The 12865-nt window shown below is 65.0% G+C and carries 13 protein-coding genes; 1 reads left to right on the top strand and 12 read right to left on the bottom strand.

Annotation, left to right across the window (positions count from 1 at the left end):
• Positions 1–71 precede the first annotated feature (71 nt).
• From AC5ZFO_RS14725 to soxX, 11 genes are all read right to left on the bottom strand, one after another.
• Positions 72–1787, bottom strand: a complete 1716-nt coding sequence (locus AC5ZFO_RS14725; RefSeq protein ID WP_282522468.1) for an N-acyl-D-amino-acid deacylase family protein — start codon at positions 1785–1787, stop codon at positions 72–74.
• 92 nt (positions 1788–1879) lie between these two features.
• Entirely contained in the window at positions 1880–3097 is a 1218-nt protein-coding gene (locus AC5ZFO_RS14720; protein ID WP_282522467.1) for an MFS transporter, read from the bottom strand.
• Positions 3098–3301: 204 nt separating this feature from the next.
• The gene (locus AC5ZFO_RS14715) at positions 3302–3472 is read right to left on the bottom strand and encodes a hypothetical protein (RefSeq protein ID WP_282522466.1); all 171 of its coding nucleotides are present in this window, start codon (positions 3470–3472) and stop codon (positions 3302–3304) included.
• 82 nt (positions 3473–3554) lie between these two features.
• A complete protein-coding gene (locus tag AC5ZFO_RS14710; RefSeq protein WP_282522465.1) occupies positions 3555–4592 on the bottom strand; it encodes an MBL fold metallo-hydrolase in 1038 nt (345 codons plus the stop codon).
• A gap of 269 nt (positions 4593–4861) precedes the next feature.
• Positions 4862–5320: a DsrE family protein gene (locus tag AC5ZFO_RS14705; protein WP_282522464.1), complete on the bottom strand. Its 459-nt coding sequence runs from the start codon at positions 5318–5320 to the stop codon at positions 4862–4864.
• The gene (gene soxB / locus AC5ZFO_RS14700) at positions 5317–7068 is read right to left on the bottom strand and encodes a thiosulfohydrolase SoxB (RefSeq protein WP_496122193.1); all 1752 of its coding nucleotides are present in this window, start codon (positions 7066–7068) and stop codon (positions 5317–5319) included. The genes AC5ZFO_RS14705 and soxB overlap by 4 nt, the downstream gene beginning before the upstream one ends.
• A gap of 56 nt (positions 7069–7124) precedes the next feature.
• Complete coding sequence (locus AC5ZFO_RS14695) at positions 7125–7430, bottom strand: hypothetical protein (protein WP_282522462.1); 306 nt, start codon at positions 7428–7430, stop codon at positions 7125–7127.
• Positions 7427–8287 (bottom strand): sulfur oxidation c-type cytochrome SoxA, encoded by an 861-nt coding sequence (gene soxA / locus AC5ZFO_RS14690; RefSeq protein WP_166070898.1) that lies wholly within the window; start codon positions 8285–8287, stop codon positions 7427–7429. The genes AC5ZFO_RS14695 and soxA overlap by 4 nt, the downstream gene beginning before the upstream one ends.
• A complete protein-coding gene (gene soxZ / locus AC5ZFO_RS14685) occupies positions 8287–8598 on the bottom strand; it encodes a thiosulfate oxidation carrier complex protein SoxZ (RefSeq protein ID WP_039154842.1) in 312 nt (103 codons plus the stop codon). The genes soxA and soxZ overlap by 1 nt, the downstream gene beginning before the upstream one ends.
• 10 nt (positions 8599–8608) lie before the next feature.
• A complete protein-coding gene (gene soxY / locus AC5ZFO_RS14680; protein WP_282522461.1) occupies positions 8609–9094 on the bottom strand; it encodes a thiosulfate oxidation carrier protein SoxY in 486 nt (161 codons plus the stop codon).
• A 37-nt stretch (positions 9095–9131) separates the two neighbouring features.
• Positions 9132–9488 (bottom strand): sulfur oxidation c-type cytochrome SoxX, encoded by a 357-nt coding sequence (gene soxX, locus AC5ZFO_RS14675; RefSeq protein WP_028155216.1) that lies wholly within the window; start codon positions 9486–9488, stop codon positions 9132–9134.
• Positions 9489–9734: 246 nt separating this feature from the next.
• Between soxX and AC5ZFO_RS14670 the strand changes: the two genes are divergently transcribed.
• On the top strand, positions 9735–10406 hold the full coding sequence (locus AC5ZFO_RS14670) for a DUF938 domain-containing protein (RefSeq protein ID WP_282522460.1): 672 nt from the start codon (positions 9735–9737) through the stop codon (positions 10404–10406).
• 218 nt (positions 10407–10624) lie between these two features.
• Here AC5ZFO_RS14670 and AC5ZFO_RS14665 read toward each other — a convergent pair whose 3' ends face one another.
• Complete coding sequence (locus tag AC5ZFO_RS14665) at positions 10625–12688, bottom strand: prolyl oligopeptidase family serine peptidase (protein ID WP_496122192.1); 2064 nt, start codon at positions 12686–12688, stop codon at positions 10625–10627.
• Positions 12689–12865 lie beyond the last annotated feature (177 nt).

Here is a 12865-nt window from a genome sequence, read left to right as displayed (position 1 = left end):
CGCTACGCATTCCGCTTCGCTACATGCGTAGCGACCCTCCCCCTCCAGGGGAGGGTAAGCGGCAGCCTCGCCTAATTCACCCCCTGCGCACCCCGGACCAACTTGCCCGGCCGGCGTCCCGTGGCCTCACCGTGCCGCCGCGTTACCACGCCCGACACGATCGTCGCGTCATAGCCGTCGACATCCTGCAACAGCCGCCGCCCACCGACCGGCAGATCGTAATGCACCTTCGGCGGATGCAGATGCAGCCGGTCGTAGTCGATCACGTTGACATCGGCCTTGTAGCCGGGAGCGACAAGCCCGCGATCGGTGAGGCCGACCGAGAGCGCGGTCTTGCGCGACTGCGCGGCGACCACGAAGGGAATCGTAAGCTTCTCGCCGCGCGTGCGGTCGCGCGTCCAGTGCGTCAGCAGATAGGTCGGGAAGCTGGCGTCGCAGATGATGCCGCAATGCGCGCCGCCGTCGGAGAGGCCCGGCACCGATTGCGGATCGATCAGCATCTCGCGCGTCGCGTCGAGATTGCCGTCGGCATAATTGAGGAACGGCACGTAGAGCATGCCCTTGCCCTCATCCGACAGCATCGCATCGTAGGCGAGCTCTTCCGGCTGGCGGCCCTGCTTGCGCGCCTGCGGCCCCAGCGCGTTCTCCGGCGGCTGCTCGTAATCGGGGGGATCGCCGAGCAGGAACATCTTGTCGTAGTTGGGCCGGAAGAACAGCGGATCGTCGGTCGCGGTCGCCGTCTCGCTCAAAATGGCCTTGCGCACGTCGCTCTGATGCAGCCGCGCCAGCCGCTCCTTCAGCGGCAGATGCGCGATGGCCTTGTAGCTCGGATGGGTCTGGAACGGATTGCGCGACAGCTCGAGCCCAAGCAGCAGGCCGACCGGACGCGCCGCGATCTGCGCGGTGATGGAAAGGCCGCGCTTCGCCGCCGCATTGATCTCGTCCAGCGTCTGGCGCCAGCGGTTTGGCGCCTTGTCGTTCTGCGTGATCGAGAACGAGATCGGGCACTTTGTGGCATCCGCCACCCGCAGCATCATCGGCAAATCTTCGTGGAGGGTGGAGAGATCCAGCACGAATTGCAGCACGCTGCGGCCCTCGCGATGCATCGCGCCGGCAATGGCGGTGAGCTCGTCCTCGCCGGCTTTCAGCGTCGGCGTGAAATCGCCGGTCGAAGTGCGGTGGTTGAGCGTGCGCGAGGTCGAGAAACCGAGCGCGCCGGAGCGCACCGCTTCGCCCGCGAGTCTCGCCATCGCGGCGTTGTCCTCCGCCGTCGAGGGATCGCGGCGCGCGCCGCGCTCGCCCATGACATAGACGCGCAGCGCCGCATGCGGCAGCTGCGCGCCGACATCGATGTCGAAATCGCGCTTCGACAGCCAGTTCATGTAGTCCGGAAAGCTCTCCCACGCCCAGGGAATGCCGGCGCTCAGCACCGGCTCGGGAATATCCTCGACGCCCTCCATGAGCTGGATCAGGCGGGTGTGGTCGGCAGGCTTGCACGGCGCGAAGCCGACGCCGCAATTGCCCATGATCGCGGTGGTGACGCCGTTCTGCGACGACGGCGTGATGTCCTGGCTCCAGGTGACCTGGCCGTCATAATGGGTGTGGACGTCGACGAAGCCCGGCGTGACGAGCTTGCCGCGCGCGTCGATCTCTTCGTTGCCTTTGCCTGCGACCTTGCCGACCTCGGTGATCTTGCCGGCGCTGATGGCGACATCGGCCTCGAACAATTCGCCGCCGCTTCCATCCGCGACGGTGCCGCCGCGGATCACGAGATCAGGGGTGCTCATGGTGTTTCTTCCCGTTGGCTATTTGCTTGGGTTGTTTTGCTTGAGCGCATTTTCGGGCGCGCAAGCGAAGTGTCAACCGCGGGGAAGTGCGCTCAGGGTTGCGTGGCAGCCTTGGCAGCCTTCCGCTCAGTGAACGGTGACAGCACCACGGTTGCCACCATGAAGATCACGGACGCTCCGAACACCCAGTGTGGCGCGCTCTGGTCCATGATCCAGCCGAACAGCAGCGGGCTGACGATGCCGCCGAGATTGAAGCCGGTGGAGACGATACCGAAGGCGCGGCCCGCCGCACCCGGAGGCGCGGCATTGCGCACCAGCATGTCCCGCGACGGCGCGATCACGCCGGAGAGAAAGCCCGCCATCATCATCGCGGCCGTCAGCATCCAGCCGGGCAGCGTGACCAGCGCGATCAGCAGCACGATCGCTGCGTTCGCGGCAAAGCAGGCCGCGGCGACATAGCCGTGGCGCGCGGTGTGGTCGGCGAGGAAGCCGCCGGCGAGCACGCCTGCGGCGCTGGCGGCGAGGAACGCGGTGAGCGCGACGTTGGCGGCGGAGTAGGACGCGCCGTAGCCGCTCATCAGCGCCACCACGCCGAAATTGTTGATGCCGGCGACCGACAGGCTGAGCAGCATGAACAGCGCGGTGAGCGTGATCAGCGCCGGCGTGATCACGGCCTGCTTCGGCGCGTTTTCGTTGCCCGGCTTGGTCTTGTGCGCGCCGGCATCGGGAATGTTCATGACGACCAGCAACAGGGCCACCAGCACGGCGATCGCGCCCGACGCGATCAGCGCGCCGGTGCCGCCGGAGACGGTGACGAGCGCCGCGACGATCGCCGGCGCCACCGCGCCGCCGAGATAGCCGGCAAAGGTGTGGACCGAGAAGGCGCGGCCCATCCGCGCCTCATCCATGTGCTCGGCCAGGATGGCGTAGTCGGCGGGGTGGTAGACGCTGTTGGCAAGACCCAGCAGCACCGCGCAGGCAATCAGCGAGGCATAGCTGAGATGCAGGCCGAGCAGGATGAGCGCGAAGCCGCCGAGCGTGAGCCCGGCCAGCAGGATCTTGCGCGCGCCAAAATGGTCGACGAGATAGCCGGTCGGCGCCTGCGTCAGGCCGGATACGACCGCTGAGACGGTGAGCGCGAAGCCGAGCTCGATATAGCCGACGCCGAGCTGGCTTTTCAGGAACGGAAACAGCATCGGCAGGACCAGCAGATGGAAATGGCTGACCCAATGCGCGATCGAAATCCCGGTCAGCGTGCGCAGCGCGCTGTCCGCCTTGCCTTGTTGCGGTGCGGCGAGAACGTCGACCATTGCAGTTCCGTTTCACGTCCTAAAGGGGGACGCGCAAACTATCGGGGAGAGCCGTTATTTGTCCATGAACGCGGGCGCATGGCAGGTAGCGCGGGTGGGGGCGTTATGATCGCGATGCTTGCTCGACGGTACAGTGGGCCACGCTGCGCTCCCTCCCCCGCAAGGGGGGAGGGAACGCACCGTTCGTGCGGCAAGCTCACACACTCACAACGGCTCGTCATCCGAACCGTAGCGGTCGCGTTTCGGCGTCGCGATATCGCCGTCGTCGCAATCGTCGTCGTCGTCGAGCGGAGGCAGGGGCTTCTTCGCCTTGTCGTCCGCTTGCTTGTTATCGGCGACTTTGGGCGGCTTGCCCGGCTTGCCAATCTTGGCCATGGGTGATCCCGGATGGTGATGCGTCATCCGCTTCTACCCCCAAAATATGTGCGGTTCCTGACTTACCGCAAGAAGGGGGGCGTCAGTGCACCACAGGCCCGCCGGCCTTCTTCCAGGCATCGATGCCGCCGGCGATGTGGGCGGTGTTGGAAAGGCCGGCTTCCTTGGCGGCGGCGACAGCCATCGCCGAGCGTTCGCCGAACGCGCAGAAGAACACGACGCGGCGGCCGGTGGCGGCCGCGACCTCGCGCAGCATGCCGCCGGGCTTCAGGCTGTCTTCAACGGACGGATAGGGCGTATGCAGCGCGCCTTCGAGCATGCCGTGCTTTATCCGCTCATTGGTCTCGCGCAGATCGACCAGCAGGATGTCGGGACGGCCGAGGATGCGGATCGCCTCGACGGCGCTGACTGCGCGGCCCTCTTTCTCCAGCTCCTCCTGATGCAGGCCGACATGCATGTTGGCGGGCACCGCGACGTCCATCATCTTCGGATTGGGCAGCTTCAGGTTCGCCATCAGCTCGATATATTCGTCGACCGAACGCACCTGGAGCCGCGGATTGTAGCGCTTCTCCTCGCCGATGGTGGAGACGGTGTCGCCCTTGTAGTCATGCGCCGGGAACACCATCGTCTCGTCCGGCAGCTTGAGCAGGCGGTTGAAGATCGACTCGTATTGCGCGCGCGACGAGCCGTTCTGGAAATCGGTGCGGCCGGTGCCGCGGATCAGAAGCGTGTCGCCGGTGAAGACGCGGTCACCCATCAGATAGGAGTAGGAATCGTCGGTGTGGCCGGGCGTGTACATCACGTCGAGCGACAGGCCCTCGATCGTCACCTTGTCGCCGTCGGCAACCCGCATCGCCACCACGTCGGCCTTGGTCTGGTCGCCCATCACGGTCATGCAATGGGTGCGGTCGCGGAGCTCGCCGAGCCCGGTGACGTGGTCGGCATGGAGATGGGTGTCGACGGCTTTCACCAGCTTGAGGTCGAGCTCGCGCAACAGTTGGCAGTAGCGGTCGACCTTTTCCAGCACGGGATCGAGGATCAGTGCCTCGCCGCCGGGGCGGCTGGCGAGGACATAGCTGTAGGTGCCCGAAACGCTGTCGAAGAGCTGGCGAAAGATCATGGCAAGACCCGGGGTGGAACTGGTTCCCAAGATTCTACTACGCCGTGGGTCGGAAAGAGAAGCAATTCACTGTGTGGAGAGTAAAATTTAGAAGATTCTTATTGCGGGGGGGGTGGGGCTGAGGTGCCCGCCACATGCTCGCTGTCATCGCCCGCGAAAGCGGGCGATCCAGTATTCCAGAGGCGCCGAGAGGTACGGAGAAGCCGCGGCGTACTGGATTCCCCGCTTTCGCGGGGAATGACAGCGGTGGATGAGGCGCGCCAGCGCCCCTACGGCCGCACCACCGTGTACCCGTTCTCCGCCAGGAACAGGATCTGCCCGACCCCGACCTGCACCGGCGTCGCAGCGGGGATGAACTCAGGCCGTTTTCCGGTCTCCCGTTCGATCGTGTCGACCGTGTTGAGGCAGATATCGAAGCGCACGCCCTGCGCGATCAGGCTTTCGACCTGCTTGCGCCGCTCGCTGCCGGTGGACAGGAGATCAATGCCGGGGCCGAACGCCACCACCTCGATCGCGACCTTGTCCGGATCGTAGGCCTTCAGGAGATTGTTGGCGACGCTCAGCACCAGCGCCTGCTTCTTCACATCGCCGTCGGAGAGCTGAAGCACGATCTTGTGCTCGGCGAACGGCTTGTCCTGGAGCGGCACCTGCTGTGCCGAGGCCCATGGCGTGGCGGCGAAGGCGAGCGCCGCCAGCAGCATCGCGCGACAGGTTTGCCACCGCATCATCCCTGTCCTGCAATGCCAGGATTGCCCTCGACGCCCTTCAGCGTCACGCCGGAGCCGAGCCGCTCCTGAAACATCCGGCCCGAGCGCAGATATTTGGCGACGACATCCCACACCGGCGCGCCCTGCTGCCCGTTGACCGAGGCCCAGCCCGCGACCTTGTAGCGGTGGCTCGCGCTGAGCGCCTTGCCGCCATTGAGCTTCAGCTCGGAGATGCGGCTGCCGATCGCAGCCGTCGGCGTGCAGGTGTAGCTGAGCCCGCCGGCGCGCACCATGTCGCCGCCCTGCTGGTAATAGGGGTCGGGATTGAAGAGGTTGTCGCAGATGTCTTCCAGCACCTCCTTGATCTGGGCGCCGGTCATCTCCTGCACATAGGTCTCGGGATAGGTGATCGCGGTTTCCGCGAGCACATCCTCCATGGTCAGCGGCTGGCCGGACAGTGCGGTGACGCCCCAGCGGAAGCCCGGCGACAGCGCGATCTCGGCATCGAGTTCGCTGCGCAGCGCGGTGCAGATCAGCTCGTCGACGGGGCCGGCGAAATTGTCGCGGCGATACAGCAGGCGGTCGGGCGTTGCGATCTTCTCAGACCAGTCGGTGACGTGCGGCGCGCGCACCCGGCCGATCAGCTCGGCCATGCCAGGGTCGGGCTTCAGCAGCTCGGAATAGACCGGCAGCAGGTGATACCTGACATCGCCGACCTTGCCCTTGTCGAGCGCGAGATCGAGGACACCCAGAAATTTCCCGTTGGAGCCGGCATTGGTGACGAGCGTCGTACCGCTCGCGTTCTTCACCGCGATGGGCTGCGGGATCGCATCATGGGTATGGCCGCCGAGGATGACGTCGATGCCGGTGACGCGGCTCGCGAGCTTGAGATCGACGTCCATGCCGTTGTGCGACAGCAGGATGACCGCATCGACCTTCTCAGTGCCGCGCAAGGCATCGACATGTTTCTGCAACTCCTCCTCGCGGATGCCAAAAGTCCAGTCCGGCGTGAACCGCTTGGGATGCGCGATCGGCACATAGGGGAAGGCCTGGCCGATGATCGCAACGCGATGGCCGCCGAGCTCCTTGATCATCGAAGGCTTGAACACGCGCCCGCTCGCCTTGTCGAAAGCGGGAGCGTCGTTGAACGCGGCCTCCTCGGTCAGGAACACGTTCTGCGCCAGAAACTCGCCCTTGAAGCGCTCGAGATTCTCACGCAACACCTGCTCGCCATAGGTGAATTCCCAATGCCCGGTCATCGCCTCGATACCGAGCAGGTTGGCGACCTCGACCATGTCGCGGCCCTGCATGATGTTGGCAAGCCCGGTGCCCTGCCAGAGGTCGCCGCCGTCGACGAGCACGGAGCGCTTTTCGCCGGCATCGCCGCGCGAACGGTCGACCAGCGTCTTCAGATGGGCGAACCCGCCGAGCTTTCCGAAGCGGCCCGCGGACTTCTCGAACTCGAAGCAGCTGAAGGCATAGGCATCGGCGCTGTCGGGCCGGATCCCGAACCGTTCGAGGAAAGCGCGGCCAACCAGATGCGGCGGCCGTCCTGCCATCTCGCCGATGCCGATATTGACGCTGGGCTCGCGGACATAGACCGGGTTGAGCTGCGCGTGCGTGTCGGTGGTGTGCAGGATGCGCGCATTGCCGAACCGTTCGAGGTCGTAAATGCTCGCGGTCTCGGCGCCGCGCGCGAGCCGCGGCAGGCTGAGCGATGTGGCGACAGCAGCGGTGCTCTTCAGGAAATCGCGGCGGCGGATGGCCATCCAGAAATTCTCCGCGCCTCTCAACGGCAATTCGACGGTTCCACGAGATTTTTAGTCTAGCGGATTTCCATCGCCTTCCACGCCTCTTTTTCCGACGTCGCCTGGAAGATCGAGGCCTTCGCCAGCGCCTCGGCCTCCTTCGCAGCGGCAACCGCGCGGTCGAAATCGCCGCCGTCGGCCGCCTTCTTGGCTGCCGCCAGCGCTGATACGGTCACGGTCCACTGGTTGCGCATGCCGGCTGCCTCCCTGGAGGCGGCCTCCGCAGCGGCATAGGCCGCCTTGTAGTCCGCCTCGTTTGCCGCGCGCGCTGCCGGCGCGAGGCTCAAGGCAAGCAACATGGCGAGAGGAAGTGACAGCTTCATGGCCGCGCTCCCGGCCCTGAAATCGGCAGGCCGTTGGCGACGTAGGACAGGAAATATTCGACGTCGCGATATTCATCGGCCTGCGGCTCCAGCGGAACCGCGCGGGTCTGGCTGTTGCAGGTGACGAAGCGGCGGCTGGTGGTGCCCATGCCGCTCCATTCCGAGCGGTAGATCGGCATCGCGTTCAGAATGCCGAGCGCCGGCGCCAGGATCTCGGCGCGGATGCGCTCGCCCGGGCTCTGCACATGGCAGCTCGCGCAGGAGAAATTCATCTGGCCGCGGCGCGTGTAGAAATAGCGCTTGCCGTTCTCGTACGCGGCGAGCGCGCGCGGGTCGTCGGGGATCTTGATGTCCATCGGCTTGCCGCGCGAGGTGAACGCCATGTAGGCGGTGAGCGAAGCCATCTCGTCCTTGACGTAGGAATAGGGCGCCTCGCCATTGGCCTCGCGGCAGCGGTTGAGCGCGAGCTCCAGCGTGACGACCTTGCCTTCCCCAGTGTCGAAGTAAGGATAGTTCTGGCGGATGCCGATGCCGCCGTTCGGGAAGCAGTCGGCATAGGTCTTGCCGTTCCTGAACGGGGTCGCGAACATCTCCTTGCCGGCGTCGAGCGCGAACTCGTAGGGCGGGAATTCCTCCTTCTCCTGCCACTGCCGCTTCATGTCCTCGTTCATCGAATAAGGACCGTTGACGAAATCCTCGTGCTTCACGGTCGGAAACTTCTGGAAGAAGAAGTTCTGGAACGCTTTCGCATCGGCAACGGGATCGACCTTGTCGGCCGCGATCACGCGCGGAGAGGTGAGGGCGAACGCGACCAGCGCGGCGCTCAACGAACCAAGGAGAAAGAAGCGGGCATTCATTACGAAATCTTCGCGGTGGTCGTGTCCGACCCGCCCTTGTTGTCGGTCCAGGAGACCTTGAGGTCGTCGCCCTTCTTGGCGCCCTTGAAGCTGAACTTGACGTAGGGGTCCTTGGAGACCGCGGTGCCCCAATCGGCGACGAAGACATCCTTGCCGTTACATTCGAACTTCAGCCGCTGGATGAAGTGCGCCGGAATCACCTCGCCCTTGGCGTCCTTGACCAGGCCGGTGTCCATGGGGTGCTGGATCAGCGCCTGCACCTCGGTGATGTCGCCGTTGGCCGTGGCGCGGACGCGGATGCTGGATGCCATCTAAATTCTCCTAACCGCCGCAGCCGCCGACTGTGACTTTGACTTCCTTGGTCGCGCTATAGAGCTTGCCGTCGGCCTCCACGATCGCGGTCACGTTGGTGGTCTTGGCCATCTTCAGGCGGTTGGCGACAGCAGGGATCGTGCCATCGGGAATTTTGTAGCTTGCCGCGAGCGCGCTCGGATTCTCGGCCACGAAGAACGAGATCGAGGTGACCTTGTCGAGCGTCGTCGTCACCGAGATCGGCACTACGCCGCCGTTCTCGGCGATCTCGGGTGCGTCGAGCTTGACCTTGTCGGACGGCTCGGCGGTCTTGCCGTAGAGCGCCTTGATCGCGTCCGCCTCGCTCTTCTGTTTGAATGCTTCTTCCGGATATTTGTCGTTGGCCGCTGCACGCGCGGGCGCGAACGGCAGGTTGCCGAGGCCGAGCAGCGCGACGCCGGCTACGCCCTGAAGGATCAGGCGCCGCGTCGGATGAGGGCCGGTGGTGATGGTCATCTCAAATCTCCTCGACGGTCTCTTGGCGTGCCTGAAGTCACAGGGTCTGGAGGAAATCAACGATGGCGCTGATCTCCTGCTCGGTCAAAATCCGGTTCCGGCCGAACGGCGGCATCATGGTCTGCGGATTGCGCTTGGTCTCGTCGAAGATGATCGCGACCAGCTCGTTGCGATCAGGGTATTTTGATTTGATGTCCTTCAGCTCCGGCCCGATCGTTCCGGGCAGGTCGCCGCCCTTGATGACGTGGCAGGTCAGGCAATTGCCCTTGCCGCGGTCGAAGGCGAGCTTCTGGCCATCGGCCACGGCGGATTGCGCCCGCACCGGGCCTGCGGCAAGGCCGGCGGCGATCGCCAGCAGGACGTAAAGGACGGGCGTCCGTGGAAAGGCGGTCAAGGCGTCATTCCGAGGCGTTATGTCGATGATCTCGTTCGTGGAAATATAGTGTTCCAAAGCACAAAGGGGATCATCTGACAATCAAGACTATGCGCGCGGCAAAATGGAGTTAATATCTTCCGCATTGCAACTAAAGAGACTAGTTGTTGGGCGGATTCGGGCCAGGAGCGCTGGCCGGCTGTTTTCGGGGCGTTTGAGCGCCCATCGTATTTTTTTCCCGTTCTCGTTTTTTCAAGGGGACCTCAATTGGCTGAATATGTCGTCGAATTTGGCAGGGACGGCGGACGGGTCGAGTCGGATGGGCGGCTCGATGCACCGGCATTTCATCGCAATCACGAGCCGCTCTGGGCGGCGCTGGAAAAGGATCTCGCAGGCCTGACCGGCAACGTCGTCGAGCTCGGCAGCGGAACCGGCCAGCACGTGGTCCATTTCGCCCAGCGCACGCCCGGCCTGACCTGGTGGCCGAGCGATCTCAACCAGCGCCACCTCAAGAGCATCGAGGCTTGGCGCGTCCATTCGGGCCTGCAAAACATCCGCTCACCGCTGCGGATCGATCTCACCGACCCCGACTGGTGTCCGGAGATGCGAAGCGGGCAGGGCCCGACGAGTCTGGCCGCCTTGTTCTGCGCTAACGTGATCCACATCGCGCCATGGAGCGTGGCCGAGGGCCTGTTCACCGGCGCCGGCCGTTACTTGCGGGCCGACGGCAAGCTGTTCCTCTACGGCCCGTTCAAGCGCGACGGCAAGCACACCGCGCTCAGCAATGCCGTGTTCGACACCTCGTTGCGCGAAGGCAATCCCGAATGGGGCGTGCGTGATATCAGCGACGTCGAGACGCTCGCACGCGGAGCCGGGCTAAGCTTGGTCGATACGATCGAGATGCCGGCGAACAATCTGACGCTGGTGTTTTCGCGCTAGCGATGCAGAAGGTGCGCTCCCTCCCCCCTTGTGGGGGAGGGCGGGGAAGAGGGGTAGCCCAGGAAACGGTCTATCCATCTACGACCTGCCGCGCGCGCAAATCGAGAGAGTCCCCGTGTGGCCCCCTCTCCCTGCCCCTCCCCCGCAAGAGGGGAGGGAATGAGCGAGCGGCGCCCGCCTCACGTCGTAAAGCTACATCCGCGTAGACGACGCTTCGACTACGCCTCCCCGTCCTTCCACCCGATCCTGTCCTTCAAGAATCGGAAGCCGATCACCTCGAATCCCGCGCGCTCCTTGTTGTCCTTGCCGTGGCCGCCGGCTTCCGGCTCGTAGAACCAGGCCTCGTAGCCCATCGCCTGCAGCTTTGCGGCCATCTTGCGCGCGTGACCGGGATGAACGCGGTCGTCGCGCCGTGTCGTGGCGATCAGGATCGGCGGATAGGACTGGCTGGCCTTGACGTTGTGATAGGCCGAGTAGGTCTGCAGCCACTCCCACTCTTCGGGCTTGTCAGGGTCGCCATATTCCGCGATCCAGCTCGCGCCCGCGAGCAGTTTGGTGTAGCGGCGCATGTCGATCAGCGGAATGGTGCAGAACAGCGCGCCGAAGCGCTCGGGGTAGCGCACCAGCATGTTGGTGATGAGGATGCCGCCGTTCGACCCGCCTTGCGCCGCGATCCGCTTTGGCTGCGTCACGCCGCGTCGCACGAGATCGGCGGCAATGGCCGCGAAATCGTCGTGCGAGAGTTTCTTGCCGGCGAGCCGCCCGGCATCGTGCCAGCGGGTGCCGAACTCGCCGCCGCCGCGCAAATTCGCCTGCACGATCGTGCCGCCGCGTTCGAGCCACAGCTTGCCGAGCGAGGGGTTGTAGTACGGCTTCACCGCATGGCCGAAGCCGCCATAGGCGCTCATATAGACCGGCGCATCGCCGGTCTCGCCCGCGGGACCCGTCTGGACATAGGGAATGCGCTCGCCGTCGATCGAGATCGCCTCGTGCTGCGTCACCACGAGACCATCCGCGGTGAATGTCTTCGGCGCCTGCTTCAGCACGGTCGGGCTTGCGGCGCCGCGCTCCAGCAACAGCAGCGACGGCGGCGTGAGCGGATCCTGCACATTGGCGAGCAGGTCGCCATTGCTCTCGGACGGATGGCGATCGAGCGGCCAGATGTCGACGACGCCAATCTCGGGGAGGCCGGGAAGCGTCTCGCGGCTCCAGCCCTTCGCTGATGGCGTGCAGATCTCGAAGCGCGGCCTGAGCTCGTCGAGGATCGACAGCACCAGTCTGCCGCCCGCCCAGAACAGGCCTTGCAACGCGCGTCGCGGCGCCGGCTCGAACAGGACCGCGAAATCGCGGTGGCCTGCCAGGAACGCGGAGAGCGAGATGCCGAGCACGGTGTCGGTGGCATAGGTCCGCCCCTCGACCTGCCAGTCCTTGCGCAGCTTCATCGCGAACCAGTCGCCATGCGCCTGCATCCATATGCCGGTCGGCAGATCGAGCTTCGTCGTTGCACCAGCCGCATCGCGCAGCCAGATCGCATGATTGAAGAAATCGATCTGGTCGACGATCCAGACCCGCGGCGCCGGTCCCGTATCGTCGGCCATGCCCGACATCGCCATGTGATCGGCCGTGGTCTCGAGGATCGTTTGCGCCTGATCGACGGGCTGGCCGCGCCGCCACACGCGAACGGTCCGCGAATATCCGGAAGTCGTCGCCATGCCCTCGCCATGGGCGCTCGACAGCAGCAGCGTATCGGCATCGATCCAGTCCACGCCGCCCTTGGCCTCCGGCAGCGTAAAACCGTCCGCGACGAAGCTTTTGGTGTCGATGTCGAATTCCCGCAGGGTGACGGCGTCGCTGCCGCCGCGCGACAGGCTCAGAATTGCCCGCGAGCGTCCCGGCATCGTGGCGATCCCGCTGAGCAGCCAGTCCTCGCCTTCGTGTGCTGCGAGCTGGTCGATGTCCAGCATGATCTCCCACGCCGGATGCGGTTTGCGAAATTCCGCCAGCGTGGTTCGCCGCCACAGGCCGCGCGGGTTGACGGCATCCTTCCAGAGATTGTGAAGATCGTCTCCGCGCCGGCTGACATAGGGGATGTTGTCGGGACGATCGTAGATCGCCGCGAGGACATCGCGGTCGCGCTCGAAGGCTGCGCCCCCGAACGCCGCGAGCGTCAGTTGATTCTGCCGCGCGACGAAATCGAGCGCCTGCTTGCCTTCGATCTCCTCGAGCCAGAGCCAGGGATCGTCGTCGGGAGCGCTGAGCGTGGGCCGGTCGTCGACAGACATGAACGAAACTCCCAAGGATCGCGGCGGATAGGATTTGATCGAGCGCAAGCCGTCAAGCGCGCGGGCCGATATCATCCGCCCGATTGCGTCAGAGGCATGGCCTGCGCCCGTTTGCGCCGGTTGCCCGCCCTCCCGCGCCCCTCCATAGTGCCGGGAATCAACAAGGCCCTTGTGAGC

The organism is Bradyrhizobium sp. Unk1 (assembly GCF_059512345.1).
This window is presented reverse-complemented; position numbering and strand designations above follow the sequence as displayed.

Coding starts and splice junctions, on each gene's coding strand:
- soxB (WP_496122193.1), bottom strand. CDS start 7,068: ATGGCCATCCGCCGCCGCGATTTCCTGAAGAGCACCGCTGCTGTCGCC.
- AC5ZFO_RS14720 (WP_282522467.1), bottom strand. CDS start 3,097: ATGGTCGACGTTCTCGCCGCACCGCAACAAGGCAAGGCGGACAGCGCG.
- soxA (WP_166070898.1), bottom strand. CDS start 8,287: ATGAATGCCCGCTTCTTTCTCCTTGGTTCGTTGAGCGCCGCGCTGGTC.
- AC5ZFO_RS14725 (WP_282522468.1), bottom strand. CDS start 1,787: ATGAGCACCCCTGATCTCGTGATCCGCGGCGGCACCGTCGCGGATGGA.
- AC5ZFO_RS14695 (WP_282522462.1), bottom strand. CDS start 7,430: ATGAAGCTGTCACTTCCTCTCGCCATGTTGCTTGCCTTGAGCCTCGCG.
- soxY (WP_282522461.1), bottom strand. CDS start 9,094: ATGACCATCACCACCGGCCCTCATCCGACGCGGCGCCTGATCCTTCAG.
- AC5ZFO_RS14715 (WP_282522466.1), bottom strand. CDS start 3,472: ATGGCCAAGATTGGCAAGCCGGGCAAGCCGCCCAAAGTCGCCGATAAC.
- soxZ (WP_039154842.1), bottom strand. CDS start 8,598: ATGGCATCCAGCATCCGCGTCCGCGCCACGGCCAACGGCGACATCACC.
- AC5ZFO_RS14710 (WP_282522465.1), bottom strand. CDS start 4,592: ATGATCTTTCGCCAGCTCTTCGACAGCGTTTCGGGCACCTACAGCTAT.
- AC5ZFO_RS14665 (WP_496122192.1), bottom strand. CDS start 12,688: ATGTCTGTCGACGACCGGCCCACGCTCAGCGCTCCCGACGACGATCCC.
- AC5ZFO_RS14705 (WP_282522464.1), bottom strand. CDS start 5,320: ATGATGCGGTGGCAAACCTGTCGCGCGATGCTGCTGGCGGCGCTCGCC.